This window comes from Citrobacter sp. MGH106, from assembly GCF_001037495.1.
In the GTDB taxonomy this organism is placed as follows: Bacteria; Pseudomonadota; Gammaproteobacteria; order Enterobacterales; family Enterobacteriaceae; genus Citrobacter; species Citrobacter murliniae.
Window position 1 is genome coordinate 483,537 of sequence record NZ_KQ089823.1, and the last position, 25,153, is coordinate 508,689.

22 protein-coding genes are annotated in these 25,153 nt (G+C 51.6%); 17 read left to right on the forward strand and 5 right to left on the reverse strand.

Annotation, left to right across the window (positions count from 1 at the left end; all coding sequences use genetic code 11):
* Nucleotides 1-20 precede the first annotated feature (20 nt).
* Nucleotides 21-1,541, reverse strand: coding sequence for a YifB family Mg chelatase-like AAA ATPase (locus SK36_RS21850; protein WP_048223249.1), 1,521 nt, complete (start codon nucleotides 1,539-1,541; stop codon nucleotides 21-23).
* A gap of 353 nt (nucleotides 1,542-1,894) precedes the next feature.
* On the opposite strand from SK36_RS21850, the gene ilvL reads away from it, so the two are divergent.
* From ilvL to ilvA, 6 genes are all read left to right on the forward strand, one after another.
* Entirely contained in the window at nucleotides 1,895-1,993 is a 99-nt protein-coding gene (gene ilvL / locus SK36_RS24170; RefSeq protein ID WP_001311244.1) for an ilv operon leader peptide, read from the forward strand.
* A 139-nt stretch (nucleotides 1,994-2,132) separates the two neighbouring features.
* Nucleotides 2,133-3,779: an acetolactate synthase 2 catalytic subunit gene (gene ilvG / locus SK36_RS21855; RefSeq protein ID WP_048223251.1), complete on the forward strand. Its 1,647-nt coding sequence runs from the start codon at nucleotides 2,133-2,135 to the stop codon at nucleotides 3,777-3,779.
* A complete protein-coding gene (ilvM, locus tag SK36_RS21860) occupies nucleotides 3,776-4,039 on the forward strand; it encodes an acetolactate synthase 2 small subunit (RefSeq protein ID WP_045449048.1) in 264 nt (87 codons plus the stop codon). Before ilvG ends, ilvM begins: the two co-directional genes overlap by 4 nt.
* A gap of 17 nt (nucleotides 4,040-4,056) precedes the next feature.
* Complete coding sequence (locus SK36_RS21865; protein WP_045449049.1) at nucleotides 4,057-4,986, forward strand: branched-chain amino acid transaminase; 930 nt, start codon at nucleotides 4,057-4,059, stop codon at nucleotides 4,984-4,986.
* Nucleotides 4,987-5,046: 60 nt separating this feature from the next.
* Nucleotides 5,047-6,897 carry a dihydroxy-acid dehydratase gene (gene ilvD, locus SK36_RS21870; protein WP_045449050.1) on the forward strand — a complete coding sequence of 617 codons (1,851 nt, stop codon included), beginning with the start codon at nucleotides 5,047-5,049 and terminating at the stop codon, nucleotides 6,895-6,897.
* Nucleotides 6,898-6,902: 5 nt separating this feature from the next.
* On the forward strand, nucleotides 6,903-8,447 hold the full coding sequence (gene ilvA / locus SK36_RS21875; RefSeq protein WP_045449849.1) for a threonine ammonia-lyase, biosynthetic: 1,545 nt from the start codon (nucleotides 6,903-6,905) through the stop codon (nucleotides 8,445-8,447).
* A gap of 51 nt (nucleotides 8,448-8,498) precedes the next feature.
* Here the strand turns inward: ilvA and ilvY are convergent, their stop codons facing one another.
* Nucleotides 8,499-9,389, reverse strand: a complete 891-nt coding sequence (ilvY, locus tag SK36_RS21880; protein ID WP_048223261.1) for an HTH-type transcriptional activator IlvY — start codon at nucleotides 9,387-9,389, stop codon at nucleotides 8,499-8,501.
* Nucleotides 9,390-9,540: 151 nt separating this feature from the next.
* On the opposite strand from ilvY, the gene ilvC reads away from it, so the two are divergent.
* A complete protein-coding gene (gene ilvC / locus SK36_RS21885) occupies nucleotides 9,541-11,016 on the forward strand; it encodes a ketol-acid reductoisomerase (RefSeq protein WP_045449054.1) in 1,476 nt (491 codons plus the stop codon).
* Nucleotides 11,017-11,115: 99 nt separating this feature from the next.
* Here the strand turns inward: ilvC and ppiC are convergent, their stop codons facing one another.
* The gene (ppiC, locus tag SK36_RS21890; protein ID WP_015960967.1) at nucleotides 11,116-11,397 is read right to left on the reverse strand and encodes a peptidylprolyl isomerase PpiC; all 282 of its coding nucleotides are present in this window, start codon (nucleotides 11,395-11,397) and stop codon (nucleotides 11,116-11,118) included.
* A gap of 84 nt (nucleotides 11,398-11,481) precedes the next feature.
* On the opposite strand from ppiC, the gene rep reads away from it, so the two are divergent.
* Entirely contained in the window at nucleotides 11,482-13,503 is a 2,022-nt protein-coding gene (gene rep / locus SK36_RS21895; RefSeq protein ID WP_048223263.1) for a DNA helicase Rep, read from the forward strand.
* 75 nt (nucleotides 13,504-13,578) lie between these two features.
* Here rep and gppA read toward each other — a convergent pair whose 3' ends face one another.
* Both gppA and rhlB read right to left on the reverse strand, forming a co-directional pair.
* On the reverse strand, nucleotides 13,579-15,063 hold the full coding sequence (gene gppA / locus SK36_RS21900) for a guanosine-5'-triphosphate,3'-diphosphate diphosphatase (RefSeq protein WP_045449060.1): 1,485 nt from the start codon (nucleotides 15,061-15,063) through the stop codon (nucleotides 13,579-13,581).
* A gap of 7 nt (nucleotides 15,064-15,070) precedes the next feature.
* Entirely contained in the window at nucleotides 15,071-16,339 is a 1,269-nt protein-coding gene (gene rhlB, locus SK36_RS21905) for an ATP-dependent RNA helicase RhlB (protein WP_045449063.1), read from the reverse strand.
* 239 nt (nucleotides 16,340-16,578) lie between these two features.
* On the opposite strand from rhlB, the gene trxA reads away from it, so the two are divergent.
* From trxA to rffA, 9 genes are all read left to right on the forward strand, one after another.
* Complete coding sequence (trxA, locus tag SK36_RS21910) at nucleotides 16,579-16,908, forward strand: thioredoxin TrxA (RefSeq protein WP_001280776.1); 330 nt, start codon at nucleotides 16,579-16,581, stop codon at nucleotides 16,906-16,908.
* A 130-nt stretch (nucleotides 16,909-17,038) separates the two neighbouring features.
* The gene (locus SK36_RS24175; RefSeq protein WP_071829085.1) at nucleotides 17,039-17,167 is read left to right on the forward strand and encodes a rho operon leader peptide; all 129 of its coding nucleotides are present in this window, start codon (nucleotides 17,039-17,041) and stop codon (nucleotides 17,165-17,167) included.
* 78 nt (nucleotides 17,168-17,245) lie between these two features.
* Nucleotides 17,246-18,505 carry a transcription termination factor Rho gene (rho, locus tag SK36_RS21915; protein ID WP_002437993.1) on the forward strand — a complete coding sequence of 420 codons (1,260 nt, stop codon included), beginning with the start codon at nucleotides 17,246-17,248 and terminating at the stop codon, nucleotides 18,503-18,505.
* Nucleotides 18,506-18,708: 203 nt separating this feature from the next.
* Complete coding sequence (gene wecA, locus SK36_RS21920) at nucleotides 18,709-19,839, forward strand: UDP-N-acetylglucosamine--undecaprenyl-phosphate N-acetylglucosaminephosphotransferase (RefSeq protein WP_233617306.1); 1,131 nt, start codon at nucleotides 18,709-18,711, stop codon at nucleotides 19,837-19,839.
* A gap of 12 nt (nucleotides 19,840-19,851) precedes the next feature.
* Complete coding sequence (gene wzzE, locus SK36_RS21925; protein WP_048223265.1) at nucleotides 19,852-20,898, forward strand: ECA polysaccharide chain length modulation protein; 1,047 nt, start codon at nucleotides 19,852-19,854, stop codon at nucleotides 20,896-20,898.
* Between the two features lie 55 nt (nucleotides 20,899-20,953).
* Nucleotides 20,954-22,084 (forward strand): non-hydrolyzing UDP-N-acetylglucosamine 2-epimerase, encoded by a 1,131-nt coding sequence (gene wecB, locus SK36_RS21930; protein ID WP_045449070.1) that lies wholly within the window; start codon nucleotides 20,954-20,956, stop codon nucleotides 22,082-22,084.
* Nucleotides 22,081-23,343 (forward strand): UDP-N-acetyl-D-mannosamine dehydrogenase, encoded by a 1,263-nt coding sequence (gene wecC / locus SK36_RS21935; RefSeq protein WP_048223267.1) that lies wholly within the window; start codon nucleotides 22,081-22,083, stop codon nucleotides 23,341-23,343. The genes wecB and wecC overlap by 4 nt, the downstream gene beginning before the upstream one ends.
* Nucleotides 23,340-24,017 carry a dTDP-4-amino-4,6-dideoxy-D-galactose acyltransferase gene (rffC, locus tag SK36_RS21940; protein WP_048223269.1) on the forward strand — a complete coding sequence of 226 codons (678 nt, stop codon included), beginning with the start codon at nucleotides 23,340-23,342 and terminating at the stop codon, nucleotides 24,015-24,017. Before wecC ends, rffC begins: the two co-directional genes overlap by 4 nt.
* A gap of 4 nt (nucleotides 24,018-24,021) precedes the next feature.
* Nucleotides 24,022-25,152: a dTDP-4-amino-4,6-dideoxygalactose transaminase gene (gene rffA / locus SK36_RS21945; RefSeq protein ID WP_048223510.1), complete on the forward strand. Its 1,131-nt coding sequence runs from the start codon at nucleotides 24,022-24,024 to the stop codon at nucleotides 25,150-25,152.
* Nucleotide 25,153 lies beyond the last annotated feature (1 nt).

Consider the following 25,153-nt stretch of genomic DNA (forward strand, 5'->3'; position numbering starts at 1 on the left):
AAAGGGCGAAAGCCCTTTTTTTATGCCAGTAGTTTCTGCAAATGAATTAATAATCTGTCTATTGCCCGATAACCAACAGCTTCCTGTAAGTGCTGGCGGGTTATATGGTCGCATTGTTCAATATCTGCAATAGTTCGAGCGACCTTTATCAACCGTAGCCAGGCGCGGATGGATAATCCAAGGTGCGATAACGTTTCTTCCAGCCAGCGTGCGTCATCGCTGCACAGCTCGCAAAATTTATGTATATCCTGGCTATTCAGATGCGCGTTTAATTTCTTTTGTCGCTGATACTGACGCTCTCTTGCCACCATGACGCGTTTCTTCACTGTAGCGCTGTCTTCTCCTTTCATTACGCTCTGGCTAAGTATGCCTGGAGGCGGCAGGGGTACTTCGAGTGAGAGATCGAAGCGGTCGAGAAAAGGACCTGATAATCGACTGAGATAACGTAGCGTTTGCTCTGGGGTACAACGGTTGTGGTTTCCCTGATAGTGGCCCGTTGGGCTTGGGTTCATTGCAGCAACCAGTTGAAATCGTGCAGGGTAAGTTATTTTTGCCCGAGTGCGTGATAAATGGATCTGCCCGGATTCAATAGGTTCGCGTAGTGCATCCAACGTACGCCGTTCAAACTCGGGTAATTCATCCAGAAACAATACGCCGTTATGTGCCAGAGAAATTTCTCCTGGCGCGGGAATGGAGCCACCACCCACCATTGCGGTTAATGAGGCGCTGTGATGAGGTGAGCGAAATGGACGTTGCTTCCACTGCTTTTGTATCGTGTCGGAATTGACCAGACTGAGGATTGCTGCGCTTTCCAGAGCCTCGTCATTGCTAAGAGGTGGTAACAACCCTCTCAGACGACTTGCCAGCATCGTTTTCCCCGTCCCGGGAGGACCAATTAGCAGGAGATTGTGACCGCCTGCAGCGGTGATCTCTAACCCTCGTTTGCCCTGTTCCTGACCGATGACGTCACTAAGGTCATCAGGAAAAACTCTGGGTGTGGAATCTGCGGATATCGGCCTTTCCAAATCATGCTTACCTTCCAGAAATGCGCATACGGCCTGCAAGTGATCGGCAATCAAACACCCTTCACCGTGTATCAGTCCAACTTCTGCTGCATTCTCTTTTGCAACAATAATTTGCCTGCCTGCACGAATTGCTTCGGTCGCGCTGGATATAGCTCCTGGAACGCCGCGTAGTGCGCCTGTAAGCGCTAATTCGCCTACCAGCTCATATGTGTTGAGATTATGAGTTGTAAGCTGCTCAGAAGCGGCCAGAAGCGCGATAGCGATAGGTAAATCGTATCTCCCCCCTTCTTTGGGAAGATCTGCCGGGGCGAGGTTAATCGTTATCTTTTTTGCCGGGAATTCATACCCGCTATTAATAATCGCACTGCGAACCCGATCGCGGGCTTCTTTCACCGTCGTTTCGGGTAACCCCACCATGGTTAAACCTGGCAGACCATTGCTGATATGTACCTCAATGGTAATGGGTGGCGCATTCACACCAAGCGCGGCGCGTGTGTGGACAATTGACAGTGACATATCCCCTCCTGAGGTAGGTATTATGTCGTAAAAAATAGCGGCAATATCTTGTCTTTTTGATGTTTTTAGATGCTTATTCACGTATTTTTGTGTAATTGCAAACTGCCTATGTAACCTCTGGAATCGTGCTAGCAAAGGTAAGTTAATCAGCTCAAAGTCGATAGATAGCGCCGTCGAAATTGCTCAATAACGTGAAATATTTTCATTTTCTATTTTTTGTATAAAAAACAACGGTGTTTATATAAACCGTTAACTGCGTCAGAAAAATGAATGTAAAAATATCTTGTGTCATCTTTAAATTCTATGGTAACTCTTTAGGTATTCCTTCGAACAAGATGCAAGAAAATACAAAAATGACAGCCCTTCTACGAGTGATTAGCCTGGTCGTGATTAGCGTGGTGGTGATTATTATCCCACCGTGCGGGGCTGCACTTGGACGAGGAAAGGCTTAGAAAACAAGCCTTAACGAACTAAGACCCCCGCACCGAAAGGTCCGGGGGTTTTTTTTGACCTTAAAAACATAAACGAGGAGCAGAAAGTGAACGGTAGCATAAAATTCTGTTTCTCAAGATTTACGGCGGGGATGTAACTATGAATGGGGCACAGTGGGTGGTACATGCGTTGCGTGCACAAGGGGTTAAAACCGTCTTTGGTTATCCCGGGGGCGCAATTATGCCGGTTTACGATGCATTGTATGACGGTGGCGTAGAACACTTGTTGTGCCGACACGAGCAAGGTGCGGCGATGGCGGCGATTGGCTATGCCCGTTCAACGGGTAAAACCGGCGTTTGTATTGCCACCTCTGGTCCAGGTGCTACTAACCTGATCACCGGTCTGGCTGATGCCTTGTTAGATTCCGTTCCCGTTGTTGCCATCACCGGCCAGGTGTCCTCCCCGTTTATCGGAACCGATGCGTTCCAGGAAGTGGACATTCTGGGATTGTCGTTGGCATGTACTAAACACAGTTTTTTGGTGCAATCATTTGAAGAGTTACCACGCATCCTGGCTGAAGCTTTCGAGGTTGCGAATTCTGGTCGCCCAGGCCCGGTATTGGTGGATATCCCAAAGGATATCCAACTGGCCAGTGGGTCGCTGGAACCCTATTTTTCTACCGTCGAAAACGCAGCGGCTTTCCCATATCCTGAGGTTGAACAAGCCCGTAAGATGCTGGTGCAGGCACAAAAGCCGGTTCTGTACGTTGGCGGCGGTGTGGGCATGGCGCAGGCGGTTCCGGCTCTGCGTGAGTTCATTGCAGTAACGCAGATCCCAGCGGTTTGTACACTGAAAGGTCTGGGTTCTGTCGATGCAGCTTACCCGTACTACCTGGGTATGTTGGGAATGCACGGTACCAAAGCTGCAAACTTTGCCGTGCAGGAGTGCGACTTGCTGATTGCTGTCGGTGCTCGTTTTGATGACCGGGTGACCGGTAAGTTGAATACTTTCGCACCGAATGCCAACGTGATCCATATGGATATCGATCCGGCCGAGATGAACAAGCTGCGTCAGGCACACGTTGCGCTGCAAGGTGATTTGAATACGCTGTTACCCGCATTACAACAGCCGTTGACCATCAACGAATGGTGCCAATATGTCGCAGATATGCGGGCTGAACATGCCTGGCGCTACGATCATCCTGGCGAAGCTATCTACGCGCCATTGTTATTAAAACAATTGTCCGACCGTAAACCTGCCGATAGCGTAGTCACCACCGATGTCGGTCAGCATCAGATGTGGTCCGCACAGCACATGACCTACGCTCGCCCGGAGAACTTCATCACCTCCAGTGGCCTTGGAACAATGGGTTTTGGCTTACCTGCGGCGGTAGGCGCGCAGGTGGCTCGCCCGGACGATACGGTAATCTGTATCTCCGGTGACGGCTCTTTTATGATGAACGTACAGGAGCTGGGCACCGTAAAACGCAAGCAGTTGCCGCTGAAGATTGTCTTACTCGATAACCAGCGGTTAGGCATGGTGCGACAATGGCAGCAGCTGTTTTTCCAGGAACGTTATAGCGAAACTACTCTTACCGATAACCCCGATTTTCTTATGTTAGCCAGCGCCTTCGGCATCCCTGGCCAACACATTACCCGTAAAGACCAGGTTGAAGCGGCACTCGACACTATGCTGAATAGTGAGGGTCCATACCTGCTTCATGTCTCAATCGACGAACTTGAGAACGTCTGGCCTCTGGTACCGCCAGGTGCCAGTAACTCAGAAATGCTGGAGAAATTATCATGATGCAACATCAGGTCGCCGTTGAGGCTCGTTTCAATCCGGAAACGTTAGAACGTGTTTTACGCGTGGTACGCCATCGTGGTTTTCAGGTGTGTTCCATGAACATGGAAGCAGCTTCCGATGCTCAAAATATAAATATCGAATTGACCGTTGCCAGCCCCCGGTCGGTCGACTTACTGTTTAGTCAGTTAACTAAACTGGTCGATGTTGCACATGTTGCTATCTGCCAGAGTTCTACCACATCACAACAAATCCGCGCCTGAGCGCAAAAGGAAGAAAAATGACGACGAAAAAAGCTGATTACATTTGGTCCAATGGCGAGATGATTCGTTGGGAAGATGCGAAGGTTCACGTGATGTCCCACGCACTGCACTATGGTACTTCAGTATTTGAAGGTATCCGTTGCTACGATTCTCACAAAGGCCCGGTGGTGTTCCGTCATCGCGAACATATGCAGCGTCTGCGTGATTCAGCCAAGATCTATCGTTTTCCGGTATCTCAGAGCGTTGATGAACTGATGGAAGCCTGTCGCGCGGTGATCCGCAAAAACAATCTGACCAGCGCCTATATCCGTCCGCTGGTATTTGTTGGCGATGTGGGTATGGGCGTTAACCCGCCGGCAGGATACACCACGGATGTGATCATCGCTGCGTTCCCGTGGGGGGCGTATCTGGGCGCTGAAGCGCTGGATCAGGGGATCGATGCGATGGTTTCCTCGTGGAACCGTGTTGCACCAAACACTATTCCTACCGCTGCTAAAGCGGGGGGTAACTACCTGTCTTCGCTGCTGGTGGGTAGCGAAGCACGTCGTCATGGCTACCAGGAAGGGATTGCGCTAGACGTAAATGGCTACATCTCCGAAGGTGCAGGTGAAAACCTGTTTGAAGTTAAAGATGGCATTCTGTTTACCCCGCCATTTACCTCCTCCGCGCTGCCAGGCATCACGCGTGACGCGATCATCAAGCTGGCGAAAGATCTTGATATCGAAGTGCGTGAGCAGGTGTTGTCCCGCGAATCCCTGTACCTGGCCGACGAAGTGTTCATGTCCGGTACTGCGGCAGAAATCACTCCGGTGCGTAGCGTTGATGGTATCCAGGTGGGTGAAGGCCGTTGTGGCCCGGTGACAAAACGTATCCAGCAAGCTTTCTTTGGTCTCTTTACTGGTGAAACGGAAGATAAATACGGTTGGTTGGATCAGGTTAACCAATAAACATAAATTTGGGACGGCACGCACCGTCCCAATTATTAGATAGACGGGAGTAAATACAGCATGCCTAAGTATCGTTCTGCCACCACCACCCACGGCCGAAACATGGCGGGTGCACGCGCACTGTGGCGCGCCACCGGGATGACCGATGATGATTTCGGTAAACCGATTATTGCCGTGGTGAACTCCTTTACCCAGTTCGTACCGGGCCACGTGCACCTGCGCGATCTCGGTAAGCTGGTTGCCGAACAGATTGAAGCCTCAGGCGGCGTGGCGAAAGAGTTCAACACTATCGCTGTGGATGACGGTATCGCCATGGGGCACGGGGGTATGCTTTATTCACTGCCGTCGCGCGAACTGATTGCCGATTCGGTGGAGTATATGGTGAATGCCCATTGCGCTGATGCGATGGTTTGCATTTCCAACTGCGACAAAATCACCCCGGGGATGTTAATGGCCTCTCTGCGGCTGAACATTCCGGTGATTTTTGTTTCCGGCGGGCCGATGGAAGCCGGTAAAACCAAGCTCTCCGACCAAATCATCAAGCTCGATCTGGTTGATGCGATGATTCAGGGTGCAGATCCGAAAGTCTCTGACTCCCAAAGCGATCAGATTGAACGTTCCGCCTGCCCAACCTGTGGTTCCTGTTCCGGGATGTTCACCGCTAACTCGATGAACTGTCTGACAGAAGCATTGGGCTTGTCGCAGCCGGGCAATGGATCGCTGCTGGCAACCCACACTGACCGTAAGCAGCTGTTTCTCAATGCCGGTTCACGAATCGTTGAACTGACCAAACGCTATTACGAGCAGAATGATGATTCCGCCCTGCCGCGCAATATTGCCAGCAAGGCGGCATTTGAAAACGCCATGACGCTGGATATCGCCATGGGCGGTTCCACTAACACCGTTCTGCACTTGCTGGCCGCCGCGCAGGAAGCGGAAATTGACTTCACGATGAGTGATATCGATAAGCTGTCTCGCAAGGTTCCACAGTTGTGTAAAGTGGCGCCAAGTACGCAGAAATACCATATGGAAGATGTTCACCGTGCGGGCGGCGTACTGGGCATTTTAGGCGAGCTGGATCGTGCAGGTCTGTTGAATCGTGATGTGAAAAACGTACTGGGGCTGACTTTGTCGCAGTCTCTGGAGCAGTACGATGTGATGCTGACTCAGGATGAGGCGGTGAAAAAGATGTTCCGCGCAGGCCCGGCGGGTATTCGTACCACCCAGGCATTCTCGCAGGACTGCCGCTGGGATACGCTGGATGATGATCGTGCTGAGGGTTGTATCCGCTCGCTGGAACATGCCTACAGCAAAGATGGTGGCCTGGCAGTACTGTACGGTAATTTCGCTGAAAATGGGTGTATCGTCAAAACCGCTGGTGTGGACGACAGTATTCTGAAATTCACTGGTCCTGCCAAAGTTTATGAGAGTCAGGATGAGGCGGTAGATGCGATTCTTGGCGGTAAAGTTGTAGCAGGCGATGTGGTCGTTATTCGCTACGAAGGGCCTAAAGGTGGACCGGGGATGCAGGAAATGCTCTACCCAACGACCTTCCTGAAATCGATGGGGCTGGGTAAAGCGTGCGCGCTGATAACCGACGGTCGTTTCTCCGGTGGAACATCGGGTCTCTCTATCGGTCACGTCTCTCCGGAAGCGGCCAGCGGCGGCAATATTGCTATCATTGAAGATGGCGACATGATTGCCATCGATATCCCGAATCGCGGTATTCAATTGCAACTCAGCGATGCGGAAATTGCTGCCCGCCGTGAAGCGCAGGAAGCCCGCGGCGATAAAGCCTGGACACCAAAAGATCGTCAGCGTCAGGTTTCCTTTGCTCTTCGCGCTTATGCCAGTCTGGCAACCAGTGCCGACAAAGGTGCGGTACGTGATAAATCGAAATTGGGGGGGTAATGACTATGGCTGATTCACAACCCCTGTCTGGCACCCCTGAGGGTGCTGAGTATCTCAGGGCGGTGCTGCGTGCGCCGGTCTATGAAGCGGTACAGGTGACGCCGCTGCAAAAAATGGAAAAGCTCTCATCGCGCCTCGACAACGTCATTCTGGTGAAGCGCGAAGACCGACAACCGGTTCACAGCTTCAAGCTGCGTGGTGCCTATGCCATGATGGCGGGCCTTACAGAAGCGCAAAAAGCGCATGGTGTAATCACCGCATCTGCAGGTAATCATGCCCAGGGCGTTGCCTTTTCTTCTGCTCGTCTTGGCGTGAAGGCGTTGATTGTCATGCCGACCGCGACTGCGGATATCAAAGTGGATGCGGTACGCGGTTTTGGCGGCGAGGTGTTGCTGCACGGCGCAAATTTTGATGAAGCTAAAGCTAAAGCCATTGAGCTTTCGCAACAGCAGGGCTTTACCTGGGTTCCGCCGTTCGACCATCCTATGGTTATTGCCGGACAAGGGACGCTGGCGCTGGAATTACTTCAGCAGGATGCGCACCTGGATCGCGTTTTTGTTCCGGTGGGTGGCGGCGGACTGGCGGCAGGTGTTGCGGTGCTGATTAAACAGCTGATGCCGCAGATCAAAGTCATTGCGGTTGAAGCTGAAGATTCTGCTTGCCTGAAGGCGGCGCTGGAAGCCGGTCATCCGGTAGATCTTCCGCGCGTCGGATTGTTTGCAGAGGGGGTGGCGGTCAAGCGTATCGGTGACGAAACTTTCCGCCTGTGTCAGGAATACCTTGATGACATCATCACCGTTGACAGCGATGCTATCTGTGCGGCGATGAAGGATCTGTTCGAGGACGTGCGTGCTGTGGCGGAACCGTCTGGTGCACTGGCGCTGGCGGGGATGAAAAAATACATTGCCCAGCACAATATTCGCGGCGAACGTCTGGCGCATGTGCTCTCTGGCGCTAACGTCAATTTCCATGGTCTGCGCTACGTTTCTGAACGCTGCGAGCTGGGGGAACAGCGTGAAGCGTTGCTGGCGGTGACGATCCCGGAAGAGAAGGGCAGCTTCCTGAAATTCTGTCAGCTGCTGGGTGGGCGCTCGGTCACCGAGTTTAACTACCGTTTTGCCGATGCCAAAGACGCCTGTATTTTTGTCGGTGTGCGCCTGAGCCGTGGGCTGGAAGAACGTAAGGAAATCCTCCAGTTGCTCAATGACGGTGGTTACAGCGTGGTGGATCTTTCCGACGACGAAATGGCCAAGCTGCATGTGCGCTATATGGTTGGTGGGCGTCCGTCAAAACCGCTACAAGAGCGTTTGTACAGCTTCGAGTTTCCTGAGTCTCCGGGGGCGCTGTTGAAATTCCTGCATACCCTGGGTACCCACTGGAATATTTCCCTTTTCCACTACCGCAGCCACGGTACCGACTATGGTCGGGTGCTGGCTGCATTTGAACTGGCCGATCATGAACCGGACTTTGAAACCAGACTGAACGAGTTGGGTTATGACTGTCATGATGAGACTCACAACCCGGCTTTTCGCTTCTTCCTTGCAGGTTAGTATTAACGTTCGTTGGGCGGATAGGGCGCAAGCGTCCTATCCGCCCAGGTTTTAATGGTTGGGTAAAATTTTCCAGAATGCATCAATGAGCGGCTCATGCAGCCGCTTTTTTTGTGCACAAACGCCCAGCTCAAACGGTGTTCTTTCATCGCTACGTTCTAATATCATCACGCGGTTACGCACCGGTTCAGGACTGTTTTCCAGCACCACTTCTGGCAGCAATGCCACGCCACACCCGAGCGCCACCATCGATACCATGGCTTCATGCCCACCGACTGTGGCGTAAATCATAGGGTTGCTGATTTTGTTGCGCCGGAACCATAATTCAATGCGGCGACGCACCGGCCCCTGATCGGCCATGATAAATGGAATCGTCGACCAGTCGGGTTTCTCTGCCGATACCTGATTACGCACCGGGCAAGGCAGCGCCGGGGCGATGAGCACCACCGTCAGATTTTCCAGCATCGAAAATGCCACTGCGCCAGGCAATGTTTCTGGTTTCCCTGCAATGGCCAGATCGGCTTCTCCGGTGACCACTTTTTCCATCGCATCAGCGGCGTCGCCGGTTGTGAGCTTAATTTCTACTGACGGATGTTCGGCGCGAAAGCGATCCAGAATGGGGGGCAAATGGCTGTAGGCGGCGGTTACCGAGCAGAAGATATGTAACTCACCGGACAGCGATGGCCCTTGCTGATCAAGGGTATGACGCAATTGCTGATATTGGAGCAACGTCTGTTGGGCAAACACGCGCAACTCTTCTCCCGCCTCGGTCAGCGTGACCGTGCGATTATCGCGCACAAACAGTGGTTGCCCGAGATCTTCCTCAAGGCGCTGAATCTGTCGGGAGAGCGTGGAAGGACTGACGTGCATCGCCCGTGCACTGCGGCCAAAATGGCGGCTTTCCGCCAGGTGCAGGAAGGTTTTCAGATCGCGTAAATCCACAGGCTTAGCCCTCAATGTTGACGTTGCAGATATTGCAATGTGACGTTGTGAATATATCAATTTCCGCAATAAATTTCCTGTTGTAATGTGAGTACATTCTCGCTTAAACGCGAACCGAACAATAAGAAGCACAACATCACGAGGAATCACCATGGCTAACTACTTTAATACACTGAATCTGCGCCAGCAGCTGGCACAGCTGGGTAAATGTCGCTTTATGGGCCGCGAAGAATTCGCCGACGGCGCGAGCTACCTTCAGGGTAAAAAAGTGGTTATCGTCGGCTGTGGTGCTCAAGGTCTGAACCAGGGGCTGAACATGCGTGACTCTGGTCTGGATATCTCCTATGCCCTGCGTAAAGAAGCGATTGCTGAGAAGCGCGCATCCTGGCGCAAAGCAACAGAAAACGGCTTCAAAGTAGGTACTTACGAAGAGCTGATCCCGCAGGCTGATCTGGTGGTTAACCTGACGCCAGACAAACAGCACTCTGACGTTGTGCGTTCCGTTCAGCCGCTGATGAAAGACGGCGCGGCGCTGGGCTATTCCCATGGCTTCAACATCGTGGAAGTGGGGGAGCAGATCCGTAAAGATATCACCGTGGTGATGGTAGCGCCGAAATGCCCGGGAACCGAAGTGCGTGAAGAGTACAAACGTGGTTTCGGTGTACCGACCCTGATCGCCGTTCATCCGGAAAATGACCCTAAAGGTGAAGGCATGGCGATTGCTAAAGCCTGGGCTGCTGCGACCGGTGGTCACCGTGCGGGCGTGCTGGAGTCATCTTTCGTCGCGGAAGTGAAATCTGACCTGATGGGTGAGCAGACTATCCTGTGCGGTATGCTGCAGGCCGGTTCTCTGCTGTGCTTCGATAAACTGGTGCAAGAAGGTACTGACCCGGCTTACGCAGAAAAACTGATTCAGTTCGGCTGGGAAACCATCACCGAAGCGCTGAAACAGGGTGGTATTACGCTGATGATGGACCGCCTGTCTAACCCGGCGAAACTGCGTGCTTACGCGTTGTCCGAGCAACTGAAAGAGATCATGGCGCCGCTGTTCCAGAAACATATGGATGACATCATCTCCGGCGAATTCTCCTCCGGTATGATGGCGGACTGGGCCAACGATGATAAGAAACTGCTGACCTGGCGTGAAGAGACCGGTAAAACTGCGTTTGAAACTGCGCCGCAGTTTGAAGGCAAAATTGGCGAGCAGGAGTACTTCGATAAAGGTGTACTGATGATTGCGATGGTGAAAGCGGGTGTTGAGCTGGCATTCGAAACCATGGTGGCGTCCGGCATTATCGAAGAGTCTGCTTACTATGAGTCACTCCATGAGCTGCCGCTGATTGCCAACACCATTGCCCGTAAGCGTCTGTACGAAATGAACGTGGTTATTTCCGATACTGCAGAATACGGCAACTATCTGTTCTCTTACGCTTGCGTACCGCTGCTGAAAGAGTTCATGACTACGTTGCAGACCGGCGACCTGGGTAAAGCGATTGCCGAAGGTGCGGTAGATAACGCACAGCTGCGTGATGTGAACGATGCGATTCGCAGCCACGAAATCGAGAAAGTTGGTCAGAAGCTGCGTGGCTACATGACTGACATGAAGCGTATTGCTGTCGCGGGCTAAAAATGTGTCGGGTGGCGTTAACGCTTACCCGACTTTCATCGTAGTACGTAGCTGCCATCCGGCAGATAAACCCGGTGCTTATACTCACCGGGTTTTTTATTAGTTGCGGTACAGCACCTTAATGATGTGGTAACCGAACTGCGTATGCAGTGGGCCGGTGGGTTCCAGTACCGGGCAGGAGAAAACCACTTTATCAAACGCCGGAACCATCTGGCCTTGACGGAATTCACCTAGGTGACCGCCTTTTTTACCTGACGGGCAGGTAGAGTGTTTCTTCGCCAGTTTCTCGAAGTCTGCGCCGTTTTTAATTTGTTCCAGAAGATCCAGAGCCAGTTTCTCTTCTTTAACAAGGATATGCAGTGCTGCTGCTGTTTTTGCCATGATCGTGCCTTGAGTGGGATGGTTGAGGCTGGCTATACTACCATGCTCTAAATCTCCCCTCCCGACTTTCATTGAGTGACCTTTATGCGTTTAAACCCCGGACAACAACAAGCCGTCGAATTCGTCACCGGACCTTGCCTGGTGCTGGCGGGGGCCGGTTCTGGTAAGACGCGCGTGATCACGAATAAAATTGCCCATCTGATTCGCGAATGTGGCTATCAGGCACGGCATATTGCAGCGGTGACCTTTACTAACAAGGCCGCGCGCGAGATGAAAGAGCGTGTGGCGCAGACGCTGGGTCGTAAAGAAGCGCGTGGTTTGATGATCTCCACCTTCCACACTCTGGGGTTGGATATTATCAAGCGTGAGTACGCGGCGTTGGGGATGAAATCCAACTTCTCACTATTTGATGATACCGATCAGGTGGCGCTGCTTAAAGATCTGACCGAAGGGTTGATCGACGATGATAAAGTGGTGCTGCAACAGCTGATCTCGACGATCTCCAACTGGAAAAACGATCTAATGACTCCGGCGCAGGCGGCGGCTAGCGCTAAAGGGGAGCGTGACCGTATTTTTGCCCATTGCTACGGTTTGTACGATGCCCATATGAAGGCGTGTAACGTTCTCGATTTTGACGATCTGATTTTGCTTCCGACTTTGCTACTACAGCGCAATGAAGAGGTGAGAGAACGCTGGCAGAACAGAATCCGCTATCTGCTGGTGGATGAATACCAGGATACCAACACCAGTCAGTACGAGTTGGTTAAGCTGCTGGTGGGACGCCGTGCGCGCTTTACTGTGGTGGGGGACGATGACCAGTCTATCTATTCCTGGCGTGGTGCACGTCCGCAGAATCTGGTGCTGCTGAGCAAAGATTTTCCGGCGTTGCAGGTGGTCAAGCTGGAACAAAACTACCGTTCTTCCGGACGTATTCTGAAAGCGGCAAATATTCTCATTGCCAACAACCCACATGTCTTTGAAAAAAGGCTCTTTTCCGAACTGGGTTATGGCGCTGAACTAAAAGTACTGAGTGCCAATAACGAAGAGCACGAAGCAGAGCGCGTGACCGGAGAACTGATTGCCCATCACTTTGTTAACAAAACACAGTATAAAGATTACGCGATCCTCTATCGCGGTAATCATCAGTCGCGGGTGTTCGAAAAATTCCTGATGCAGAACCGCATTCCGTACAAAATTTCCGGCGGAACGTCGTTTTTCTCGCGCCCGGAGATCAAAGATTTGCTGGCCTATCTGCGGGTATTGAGCAATCCGGATGATGACAGTGCATTTCTGCGCATAGTGAATACCCCGAAACGTGAAATCGGCCCTGCCACGCTGCAAAAATTGGGCGAGTGGGCAATGACGCGTAATAAAAGTTTGTTTACTGCCAGCTTTGATATGGGGCTTAGCCAGACGCTTACCGGGCGTGGTTATGACTCTCTGACTCGTTTTACTCACTGGCTGGGTGAAATTCAGCGCCTGGCAGAGCGCGAACCGATTGCAGCAGTACGTGACCTGATCCACGGCATTGATTACGAATCCTGGCTGTATGAAACCTCGCCCAGTCCGAAAGCTGCAGAAATGCGCATGAAAAACGTCAATACGCTGTTCAGTTGGATGACGGAGATGCTGGAAGGCAGCGAGCTGGAAGAGCCGATGACGTTGACCCAGGTGGTGACGCGCTTTACGTTACGCGACATGATGGAGCGCGGGGAGAGCGAAGAAGAGTTGGATCAGGTGCAGTTAATGACGCTACACGCCTCAAAAGGGCTGGAGTTTCCGTATGTGTTTATGGTGGGCATGGAAGAGGGATTCCTGCCGCACCAGAGCAGCATTGACGAAGACAACATAGATGAAGAGCGTCGCCTGGCCTATGTAGGGATCACCCGTGCACAGAAAGAGCTTATCTTCACGCTGTGTAAAGAGCGTCGCCAGTACGGCGAACTGGTGCGCCCGGAACCGAGCCGTTTTCTGCTGGAATTACCGCAGGATGACGTTATCTGGGAACAGGAACGTAAAGTGGTGAGTGCTGAAGAACGGATGCAAAAAGGACAGAGTCACCTGGCGAATCTGAAAGCAATGATGGCTGCAAAGAAAGCGAAATAGTCGATCGGGGCGGGTCTGAAATGTGCTGACAGACCCGATAAGATGCGCTGGCATCACCATCCGGCATGTGAAACGTTACTGTACTTCCAGTGGCCAGTGGACGTAACTTTGCCACTGGCTTTCCTGATCGATAAGCTCTTTACCCAGCGGATGATGCGCCAGCCAGCCTTCTGGCAATCTTACCGTAAGGTGCTCATTCTTTGCGTCCAGATGAATTTCTGGCACTAAGTCGTCACGGCGACGACTGGCGAAAATAATCGCCAGGCGTAGCAAGCGGCAAAGATGTTCTGCGATGCGAGGCGGCACGGCATTTTGCTGGTGGAGTGAGGAGAGATCGACCGGATTGGTCTGGTTTAATAATAGCGTCGCTAACAGTTTTTTCTGTGCCGGGGTAAATCCTGGAAGATCAAGGTTTCGCACCAGCCAGGCGGCATGTAGTGGTGCCTGCTTATATTCCACACTCAAGCCTATTTCATGCAACTGACAGGCACTTTGCAGCAGTTCGCTACTGATAGCTTCAAGATGCCACTCATTTTTCACTTGATCGAATAAATGTACTGCCAACTTTGCAACGCGGTTTGCCTGATCGGTATCGACCATAAACCGACGCTGAATATTGCGTAACGTACGACTGCGAATGTCCTGATCCACCGGCAAGTGCAGCATGCCGTACACCAGGCCTTCACGTAATGCACCGCCCGCGAGAGTCATACACTGAATGTTCAGTTCGGTAAAAATGGCGATCAGAATCGCCAGCCCGCTGGGGAACACCAGTGCGCGCTCCAGTGTTAGCCCTTCGATTTCCAGCTCTTCCAGACGTCCGCAATGAATGGCGCGTTGTTTTAACTGCTGGAGTTTTGCCAGAGTAATGCGTTCATCCATGCCCTGCGCCATCATAATTTCCTGCAAAGCCTGTACGGTGCCAGAAGCACCTACGCAGACTTTCCAGCCATGAAAGCGCAGCTTGTCAGCGACCGGGCGCAGAACGTCACGTGCTGCTTTCTCGGCTTCGTCAAAGTTTTCTTGTGCCAGATTTCGATCGGTGAAATACCGTTCGAGCCACGTAACACAGCCCATTGACAGACTAAACAGTGAGGTTGTTTGCGCACCAGAGCCAGTTACCAGCTCTGTACTGGCTCCACCAATATCAACGACCAGACGCTGATCAGCGCCGCCGGTGGTGTGGGCAACGCCCTGATAGATAAGACGCGCTTCTTCTTCGCCGCTAATAACCTGAACAGCACAGCCGAGGATCTCTTGCGCTTTCGCAATAAAAACATCGGCATTGACGGCGATACGCAATGTCGCTGTGGCGACCACCCGGATTTGCGGCTGAGGGATATCCTGCAGACGCTCAGCAAACAGGCGCAGGCATTGCCAGCCGCGCTCCATTGCTTCTGCGGAGAGAATATTTTCGCTGTTCAGCCCAGCAGCCAGACGCACTTTGCGCTTAATTCGCGTGAGTGTCTGAATACTCCCTGCTACTTCGCGCACTACCAGCATATGAAAACTATTGGATCCGAGATCTATTGCTGCATAGAGCGAAGTAGAGTTGAGCATGACTTAGTTAACCTGAACGACGACGATTACGTGGAGCACCACCAGTACGACGTGGGCCATTGCCAGGGCGCGAGCGCGTCAGGCGCAGCGGTTTTGGCAGATCGGTCATCAGCGCGTCTGGGTTGTACTTGCTAACCGGAATCGAGTGGCCGATATAGGTCTCGATTGCAGGTAAATTCAACGCGTACTCTTCACAGGCGAGGCTAATAGAGTGACCGCTTGCTCCAGCGCGACCCGTACGACCAATACGGTGAACGTAATCTTCACAGTCATCTGGCAGGTCATAGTTGAACACGTGTGTTACGGCCGGAATATGCAGACCACGCGCGGCAACATCAGTCGCAACAAGAATGTCGAGATCGCCACGGGTGAACTCTTCCAGAATACGCAGGCGTTTTTTCTGTGCCACGTCGCCAGTTAGCAGACCTACGCGATGACCGTCGGCAGCAAGACTGCCCCAGATATCTTCACAGCGGTGCTTGGTATTGGCAAAAACAATGGCGCGATCCGGCCACTCTTCTTCAATCAGCGTTTGCAGCAAACGCATTTTCTCTTCATTTGAAGGATAGAAGAGCTCTTCTTTAATACGGTGACCTGTCTTCTGTTCCGGTTCGACTTCAACGTATTCGGCATTGTTCATCTGTTCGAACGCCAGTTCGCGAACGCGGTAAGAGAGGGTTGCGGAAAACAGCATGTTCAGACGCTGGTTGGTTGGCGGCATACGACGGAACAACCAACGGATATCTTTAATAAAGCCCAGATCGTACATGCGATCGGCTTCATCCAGTACGACGACCTGAATCGCGCCCAGGTTAATGTGGTTCTGCTTTGCGTAGTCAATTAGACGGCCAGTGGTGCCGATAAGAATATCGACCCCGCTCTCCAGCACTTTTAACTGCTTGTCGTAACCGTCGCCGCCATATGCCAGGCCTAATTTCAGTCCTGTTGTCTGCGCGAGTGGCTCGGCGTCTGCGTGGATCTGCACGGCTAACTCACGCGTTGGCGCCATAATTAACGCACGCGGTTGGTTCACCTTGCGATCGGCAATCGCGGGATGAGAGAGAAGGTAATGAAACGTTGACGTAAGAAACGCCATCGTTTTTCCGGTACCGGTTTGCGCCTGCCCTGCTACATCACGACCAGCCAGCGTAAGCGGGAGGGCCAGTGCCTGAATGGGCGTACAATTATGAAACCCTTTGTTTTCAAGGGCTTCTATCACCTTTGGGTGCAGGGCGAAGTCGGAAAACTTCTGTTCTGTTAAATGTGTTTTGCTCATAGTGTGGTAGAATATCAGCTTACTATTGCTTTACGAAAGCGTATCCGGTGAAATAAAGTCAACCTTTAGTTGGTTAATGCAGTACATAAAGCATTCATGATGCGTCGAGGCGGCAAGTGAATGAGTCACTGGAGCGTACAATAGTACGTGACTGGGACACAGAGCGCAGCCAACAATGAGGCAGCTTGAAGGATGATGTGTATACACCAACACACCAGGCTTATTCCTGTGGAGTTATTATGAGCGATAAAATTATTCACCTGACTGACGACAGTTTTGACACGGATGTACTCAAAGCGGACGGAGCTATCCTCGTTGATTTCTGGGCAGAGTGGTGCGGTCCGTGCAAAATGATCGCTCCGATTCTGGATGAAATCGCTGACGAATATCAGGGCAAATTGACGGTTGCTAAACTGAATATTGACCAAAACCCAGGCACCGCGCCGAAGTATGGTATCCGTGGCATCCCGACCCTGCTGCTGTTTAAAAACGGCGAAGTTGCGGCGACGAAAGTCGGCGCGCTGTCCAAAGGTCAGTTGAAAGAGTTCCTCGACGCCAACCTGGCGTAAGGAAGTATCATGATCGGGCGCCCATACTCCAAAATGATTCGGATGACTGGACGCCCGACTTGAGTCGTGCTAAGTTAGTGTTGACTTCGTATTAAACATACCTTATTAAGTTTGAATCTTGTTTTATCCACTGCTTCCCGTTGTTTCTCGTGCGAGAAGTGGACAGATTCCTGGCTTGTCACTCAATCCGTCTTGTCGTTTCAGTTCTGCGTACTTTCCTGTGACCAGACAGCGAACAGACATGAGTCGAAGGCCGTAAACAGGCATGGATGACCCTGCCATACCATTCACAACATTAAGTTCGAGATTTACCCCAAGTTTAAGAACTCACACCATTATGAATCTTACCGAATTAAAGAATACGCCGGTTTCTGAGCTGATCACTCTCGGCGAAAATATGGGTCTGGAAAACCTGGCTCGTATGCGCAAGCAGGACATTATTTTTGCCATCCTGAAGCAGCACGCAAAGAGTGGCGAAGATATCTTTGGTGACGGTGTGCTGGAGATATTGCAGGATGGATTTGGTTTCCTCCGCTCTGCAGACAGCTCCTACCTCGCCGGTCCTGATGACATCTACGTTTCTCCCAGCCAAATCCGCCGTTTCAACCTCCGCACTGGTGATACCATCTCCGGTAAGATTCGCCCGCCGAAAGAAGGTGAACGCTATTTTGCGCTGTTGAAAGTTAACGAAGTTAACTACGACAAACCGGAAAACGCCCGTAATAAAATTCTCTTTGAGAACTTAACGCCGCTGCACGCAAACTCTCGTCTGCGTATGGAGCGTGGTAACGGTTCTACTGAGGACTTAACGGCTCGCGTACTGGACCTGGCTTCTCCGATTGGCCGTGGCCAACGTGGTCTGATTGTGGCACCGCCGAAAGCGGGTAAAACCATGCTGTTGCAGAACATCGCACAGAGCATTGCCTACAATCACCCAGACTGCGTGCTGATGGTTCTGTTAATTGATGAACGCCCGGAAGAAGTGACCGAGATGCAGCGTCTGGTGAAAGGTGAAGTAGTTGCTTCTACCTTTGACGAGCCGGCATCCCGTCACGTTCAGGTTGCGGAAATGGTTATCGAGAAAGCGAAACGTCTGGTTGAACACAAGAAAGACGTTATCATCCTGCTCGACTCCATCACTCGTCTGGCGCGTGCATACAACACCGTGGTTCCTGCTTCCGGTAAAGTGCTGACGGGTGGTGTGGATGCTAACGCTCTGCACCGTCCGAAGCGTTTCTTCGGTGCCGCGCGTAATGTGGAAGAGGGCGGTAGCCTGACCATCATTGCAACCGCGCTTATCGATACCGGCTCTAAAATGGATGAAGTTATCTACGAAGAGTTTAAAGGCACCGGTAACATGGAACTGCATCTCTCGCGTAAAATTGCTGAAAAACGCGTCTTCCCGGCTATCGACTACAACCGTTCTGGTACCCGTAAAGAAGAACTGCTCACGACTCAGGAAGAGCTGCAGAAAATGTGGATCCTGCGCAAAATTATCCATCCGATGGGTGAAATTGATGCGATGGAATTCCTCATTAATAAGCTGGCGATGACCAAGACCAATGACGACTTCTTCGATATGATGAAACGTTCGTAACTCTGGCATCATCCGAAAACGCCACGTTTTTACGTGGCGTTTTGCTTTTGCGATTCATCCTAATGTCTGGTCGGATAAACTAGTCATTATTGTCGGCGTCGAAGAGATGTCACAATGTGCGGCATGAACGACAAGAGGTCAGAAGTGTAATGTTTTAGTTGGTCTCTTCAAGGAGACCTCGTAACGCATTATACTTTAAGGAAATGATATATGCTGAGAGCACATACACTGTGAATTTACTCGCTGCTTTATCTGAGCTAATCAGTATTTTCTTATTCACTACCATTTTTATTTTTTTTGCGCGAAAAGTAGCCATAAAAATAGGTTTAGTGGATAAGCCTAATTTCCGCAAACGACACCAGGGGATCATTCCTTTAGTTGGTGGGATTTCTGTGTTTGCAGGAATTAATTTTATGTTTGGCCTCTCGGATTATTACATCCCGCATGCCTCGTTATACCTCTTTTGTGCTGGTGTGCTGGTGTTGATTGGCGCACTTGACGACCGTTTTGACATAAGCGTAAAGATACGAGCCGTTGTTCAGGCTGCGATTGCTATTGTTATGATGGTAAAAGGAAATCTTTATTTGAGTAGCCTGGGATATATCTTTGGTTCCTGGGAGTTGATACTCGGTCCCTTTGGTTATTTCCTCACCCTTTTTGCCGTTTGGGCAGCAATTAACGCCTTTAATATGGTAGATGGCATAGATGGATTATTAGGCGGATTGTCGAGCGTCTCATTCGCAGCGATGGGATTTATTCTGTGGTTTGATGGTCAGACTAGCCTGGCTATCTGGTGCTTTGCCATGATCGCCGCAATTCTACCTTATATCCTGCTGAACCTGGGGGTTCTTGGACGCCGTTATAAAGTCTTTATGGGCGATGCTGGTAGCACGCTGATTGGTTTTACCGTTATTTGGATCCTGCTGGAAACTACGCAGGGTAAAACGCATCCTATCAGCCCGGTTACCGCACTGTGGATTATCGCCATTCCGTTGATGGATATGGTGGCAATCATGTACCGTCGTTTGCGTAAAGGCATGAGTCCTTTCTCTGCTGATCGCCAGCACATTCATCATTTGGTGATGCGTGCGGGGTTTACTTCACGACAGGCATTTGTTCTGATTACGCTGGCCGCCGCGATTCTGGCCTCCATCGGTGTGCTGGCTGAATATTTTCGTTTGGTCCCTGAATGGGGCATGCTGGTGCTCTTTTTACTGGCATTTGGCCTTTATGGTTACTGCATTAAGCGAGCCTGGAAGGTGGCGAGATTTATCAAACGAGTGAAGCGCAGATTGCGAAGAATCCGTGAAAGCAAACCAAACTTAACCAAGTGAACTGAGGATGCGATGACACAACCATTACCGGGGGAAGACGCCGTGAGCGCTGAAAATGAACTGGATATTCGTGGCTTGTTTCGTACCTTGTGGGCAGGAAAGGTGTGGATTGTCGGTATAGCTCTCGCCTTTGCGCTCATTGCGCTCGCCTATACTTTTTTTGCCCGCCAGGAGTGGAGTGCAACGGCCATTTCGGACAAGCCTACGGTTAATATGTTGGGCGGATATTATTCCCAACAACAGTTTTTGCGTAATCTGGATATTAAGGCCAGCCTCGCGTCAACGGATCAACCGTCGGTAATGGATGAGGCCTATAAAGAATTTGTCATGCAACTTGCTTCCTGGGATACGCGCCGCGATTTCTGGCTGCAGACCGATTATTACAAGCAACGTATGGTCGGTAACAGTAAAGCCGACGCGGCAATGCTGGATGAACTGATTAATAACATTCAGTTTATGGCTGGCGATGCAGTGCGCAATACCAATGACAGCGTGAAGCTGATTGCGGAAACGGCTCCTGACGCCAATAACCTGCTACGCCAGTATGTGGCGTTTGCCAGCCAGCGTGCGGCGGGTCATCTGAACGATGAGTTAAAAGGGGCGTGGGCTGCGCGCACTGTGCAAATGAAGGCGCAGGTTAAACGTCAGGAAGAAGTGGCAAAAGCTATTTTCTCTCGCGGTGTTCATAATATTGAGCAGGCGCTTAAAATTGCAGAACAAAATAACATTTCTCGCACATCAACCGATGTCCCTGCTGATGAATTACCTGATTCTGAACTGTTTTTACTCGGACGCCCGATGCTGCAGGCGCGACTCGAAAACCTGCAGGCTGTTGGCCCGGACTTCGATCTGGACTATTTTCAAAATCGGGCCATGCTGAACACGCTGAACGTGGGGCCAACTCTGGATTCGCGTTTTCAGACCTATCGTTATTTGCGAACGCCGGAAGAACCGGTAAAACGTGATAGCCCACGTCGTGCCTTCCTGATGATTATGTGGGGCATCGTTGGGGCTCTGATCGGTGCCGGTGTCGCGTTAACCCGTCGTCGCTCGATTTAGCAACTCCGTTGCAGTGAGGGGCTGGGCCCTCACTGCCAATCCTAAGAGAATCGATGTGAAAGTACTGACTGTATTTGGCACGCGACCAGAGGCTATTAAAATGGCACCTCTGGTTCATGCGCTGGCAAAAGATCCTGATTTTGAAGCGAAAGTTTGCGTCACTGCGCAGCATCGGGAGATGCTCGATCAGGTGTTAAACCTCTTTTCTATTGTACCTGACTACGATCTCAATATTATGCAGCCAGGCCAGGGACTCACAGAAATTACCTGCCGAATTCTGGAAGGATTAAAACCCATTCTGGCTGAGTTCAAACCCGATGTCGTATTGGTGCACGGTGATACCACAACGACAATAGCCACCAGTCTGGCCGCCTTTTACCAGCGTATTCCGGTGGGGCATGTTGAGGCTGGATTGCGAACTGGCGATCTCTACTCACCCTGGCCGGAAGAGGCAAACCGCACGCTGACAGGGCGTCTGGCAATGTATCATTTTGCTCCAACCGAAAATTCACGCCAAAATTTATTACGCGAAACAATTCCCGATGACCGTATTTTTGTCACGGGCAATACGGTTATTGATGCGTTGATCTGGGTTCGGGATCGCGTACTCGAGAATGAAACGCTGCGCGCTGAACTGGCTGAACACTATCCTTTCCTTCGTTCTGATAAAAAGATGATCCTGGTGACCGGTCATCGTCGGGAAAGCTTCGGTCGCGGTTTTGAGCAAATTTGCCATGCGCTGGCGGAAATTGCTGCAGCAAATCAGAATGTGCAAATTGTCTATCCGGTACACCTGAACCCTAATGTCAGCGAGCCGGTTAATCGCATCCTGGGCCACGTTGAAAACGTGATTCTGATTGAACCTCAGGACTACTTGCCGTTCGTCTGGTTGATGAACCATGCCTGGCTGATCCTTACCGATTCCGGCGGGATTCAGGAAGAAGCCCCCTCTCTGGGCAAACCTGTGTTGGTGATGCGTGAAACGACTGAACGCCCGGAGGCCATCACTGCAGGTACTGTTCGTCTGGTGGGAACAGACTCGCAGCGAATTGTGGAAGAAGTCACCCGTTTGCTGCATGACGAAAATGAATATCAGACCATGAGCCGCGCCCATAATCCGTATGGTGACGGGCAGGCGTGTGGCCGCATTTTACACGCGTTAAAAAATAATCGGATATCGCTATGAGTTTTACGACCATTTCTGTCATCGGGCTGGGTTATATCGGGCTGCCAACGGCAGCCGCCTTTGCTTCCCGTCAAAAACATGTCATTGGCGTAGATGTAAATCAACATGCGGTAGATACCATTAACCGTGGTGAAATCCATATTGTTGAACCGGATCTGGGTATCGCGGTGAAAACAGCAGTCGAAGATGGATATCTTCGCGCTACCACAACACCCGTAGAAGCTGATGCGTATTTAATTGCCGTACCAACACCGTTTAAAGGGGAACATGAACCCGATATGGTGTACGTCGAGGCTGCCGCGAAGTCTCTTGCACCAGTGCTAAAAAAAGGGGCATTGGTGATCCTCGAATCGACTTCACCTGTAGGATCAACGGAACAGATGGCTGCGTGGCTTGCAGAAATGCGGCCCGACCTGACTTTTCCACAGCAGGTAGGGGAACAGGCAGACGTAAATATTGCGTACTGTCCAGAACGTGTTCTGCCAGGCCAGGTGATGGTTGAGCTAATTAAAAACGATCGCGTGATTGGCGGGATGACCCCCGTCTGTTCCGCGCGTGCCAGCGAGCTGTACAACATCTTCCTTGAAGGTGAGTGTGTGGTGACCAATTCCCGTACGGCGGAAATGTGCAAGCTGACTGAGAATAGCTTCCGCGATGTCAATATTGCTTTTGCCAATGAACTGTCACTGATTTGTGCCGATCAGGGGATTAACGTCTGGGAACTGATCCGTCTGGCGAACCGCCATCCACGCGTGAATATTCTGCAGCCTGGACCGGGGGTTGGTGGGCACTGTATTGCGGTCGATCCGTGGTTTATCGTGGCACAGAACCCAGAGCAGGCGAAATTAATCCGCATCGCGCGTGAAGTGAATGATGGCAAACCTCACTGGGTCGTTGATCGGGTAAAAGCCGCCGTGGCGGACTGCCTCACGGAGAGTAACAAACTTGCCAGCGAAGTGAAAATTGCCTGTTTTGGTCTGGCATTTAAACCGAATATCGACGATTTACGTGAAAGCCCGGCGATGGGAATTGCGCAAAGTATTGCGCATTGGCATAGCGGCGAAACGTTGGTGGTGGAACCGAATATTCATCAATTGCCGAAAAAACTGGATGGTCTTTGCACGCTGGCGAAACTGGATGATGCGCTGGCAAGCGCAGATGTGCTGGTAATGCTGGTTGACCATAATGAATTTAAAGCCATTAAGGGCGATGCGGTTCAACAGCAGTATGTGGTTGATACCAAGGGAGTCTGGCGGTGACAATCCGTGCCAGTATTGAGCCCCTTATCTGGGAAAATACGTTCTTTGGCGTTAATAGCGCCATCGTACGTTTTGACCCGCACGGGGCGGTCCTGACTGCGGAAGCATTGCAGTCCTGGGGACGGGTACAGGCAAAAATTCCCGCCGCGAACACTCACGAATTAGACGTTTTGCAGCAACTGGGTTTCTCGCTGGTAGAAGGCGAAGTGGATTTTGTGTTGCCGGTAACGCGCGTCTGCGATAATTCCGGCGTGCAGGTGGCGCAACCCGCAGATATCCCGGCACTACGCCAGCTCGCGGGCCAGGCGTTCGCACAAAGCCGCTTTCGTGCTCCATGGTATGCGCCGGATGCCAGCGCCCGTTTCTACGCGCAATGGATTGAAAATGCGGTGTTGGGCACATTCGATCATCAATGCCTTGTTTTTCGCACAGCGACAGACGAGATCCGCGGGTATGTCTCGCTGCGTGAGCTGAATAACACTGACGTGCGAATTGGCCTGTTGGCAGGTCGCGGTGTGGGTGCAGAATTAATGCAGGCGGCGCTTTTCTGGGCGCAGGCTCGCGGTAAAACAACATTGCGGGTGGCGACCCAGATGGGCAACACCGCCGCGCTTAAACGTTATATACAGAGTGGTGCGAATGTGGAAAGCACCGCGTACTGGTTATACAGGTGACAAAATGATTCCATTTAACGCACCGCCGGTGGTGGGAACCGAGCTTGAGTATATGCAGTCTGCGATGAGCAGCGGCAAACTGTGTGGCGATGGCGGTTTTACCCGTCGTTGCCAGCAGTGGCTGGAACAGCATTTTGGCAGTGAGAAAGTGCTGCTGACGCCGTCCTGTACTGCATCACTTGAGATGGCAGCATTGTTGCTGGATATCCAGCCTGGTGATGAAGTTATCATGCCAAGCTACACCTTCGTCTCCACCGCTAATGCCTTCGTGTTGCGCGGGGCAAAAATCGTCTTTGTTGATGTCCGACCAGATACCATGAACATTGACGAAACGCTGATTGAAGCGGCGATCACCGACAAAACCCGCGCTATCGTACCGGTGCATTACGCGGGCGTCGCCTGCGAAATGGATACCATTATGGCGCTGGCGACACGGTACAATCTGTTTGTAGTGGAGGATGCTGCGCAGGGCGTAATGTCTACCTACAAGGGACGTGCGCTGGGAACGATTGGTCACATTGGGTGTTTCAGCTTCCACGAAACCAAAAACTACACCGCAGGTGGTGAAGGTGGCGCAACGCTGATTAACGACCGTAAATTAGTCGAACGTGCTGAGATCATCCGTGAAAAAGGCACCAACCGCAGTCAGTTTTTCCGCGGCCAGGTGGATAAATATACTTGGCGGGATATCGGCTCCAGCTATCTGATGTCCGATCTGCAGGCTGCCTATCTGTGGGCGCAACTGGAAGTGGCCGATCGTATCAATCAGCAGCGTCTGGCATTGTGGCAAAACTACTACGATGCACTTGAGCCGCTGGCGAAAGCCGGGCGGATTGACCTGCCTTCCATACCGGATGGTTGCGTGCAAAACGCCCATATGTTTTACATCAAGCTGCGTGATATTGATGATCGCACGGCGTTGATTAACTTCCTCAAAGAAGCCGAAATTATGGCGGTATTCCATTATATCCCGCTGCATGATTGCCCGGCTGGCGATAAATTTGGTGAGTTCGCGGGTGTCGATCGTTACACCACCAAAGAAAGCGAGCGCCTGCTGCGCCTGCCGCTGTTTTACAATCTGTCGCCGGTGAACCAGCGCACAGTAATTACGACCCTGTTGAACTACTTCGCCTGAG

Bases quoted from the DNA above. Each gene is read 5' to 3' on its own strand.
- rhlB (WP_045449063.1), bottom strand. From the start codon at position 16,339: ATGAGCAAAACACATTTAACAGAACAGAAGTTTTCCGACTTCGCCCTG.
- ilvG (WP_048223251.1), top strand. From the start codon at position 2,133: ATGAATGGGGCACAGTGGGTGGTACATGCGTTGCGTGCACAAGGGGTT.
- ilvM (WP_045449048.1), top strand. From the start codon at position 3,776: ATGATGCAACATCAGGTCGCCGTTGAGGCTCGTTTCAATCCGGAAACG.
- rffA (WP_048223510.1), top strand. From the start codon at position 24,022: ATGATTCCATTTAACGCACCGCCGGTGGTGGGAACCGAGCTTGAGTAT.
- ilvC (WP_045449054.1), top strand. From the start codon at position 9,541: ATGGCTAACTACTTTAATACACTGAATCTGCGCCAGCAGCTGGCACAG.
- ilvD (WP_045449050.1), top strand. From the start codon at position 5,047: ATGCCTAAGTATCGTTCTGCCACCACCACCCACGGCCGAAACATGGCG.
- wecC (WP_048223267.1), top strand. From the start codon at position 22,081: ATGAGTTTTACGACCATTTCTGTCATCGGGCTGGGTTATATCGGGCTG.
- SK36_RS21850 (WP_048223249.1), bottom strand. From the start codon at position 1,541: ATGTCACTGTCAATTGTCCACACACGCGCCGCGCTTGGTGTGAATGCG.
- ppiC (WP_015960967.1), bottom strand. From the start codon at position 11,397: ATGGCAAAAACAGCAGCAGCACTGCATATCCTTGTTAAAGAAGAGAAA.
- ilvL (WP_001311244.1), top strand. From the start codon at position 1,895: ATGACAGCCCTTCTACGAGTGATTAGCCTGGTCGTGATTAGCGTGGTG.
- rep (WP_048223263.1), top strand. From the start codon at position 11,482: ATGCGTTTAAACCCCGGACAACAACAAGCCGTCGAATTCGTCACCGGA.
- ilvA (WP_045449849.1), top strand. From the start codon at position 6,903: ATGGCTGATTCACAACCCCTGTCTGGCACCCCTGAGGGTGCTGAGTAT.
- wzzE (WP_048223265.1), top strand. From the start codon at position 19,852: ATGACACAACCATTACCGGGGGAAGACGCCGTGAGCGCTGAAAATGAA.
- gppA (WP_045449060.1), bottom strand. From the start codon at position 15,063: ATGCTCAACTCTACTTCGCTCTATGCAGCAATAGATCTCGGATCCAAT.
- rho (WP_002437993.1), top strand. From the start codon at position 17,246: ATGAATCTTACCGAATTAAAGAATACGCCGGTTTCTGAGCTGATCACT.
- wecA (WP_233617306.1), top strand. From the start codon at position 18,709: ATGATATATGCTGAGAGCACATACACTGTGAATTTACTCGCTGCTTTA.
- SK36_RS21865 (WP_045449049.1), top strand. From the start codon at position 4,057: ATGACGACGAAAAAAGCTGATTACATTTGGTCCAATGGCGAGATGATT.
- trxA (WP_001280776.1), top strand. From the start codon at position 16,579: ATGAGCGATAAAATTATTCACCTGACTGACGACAGTTTTGACACGGAT.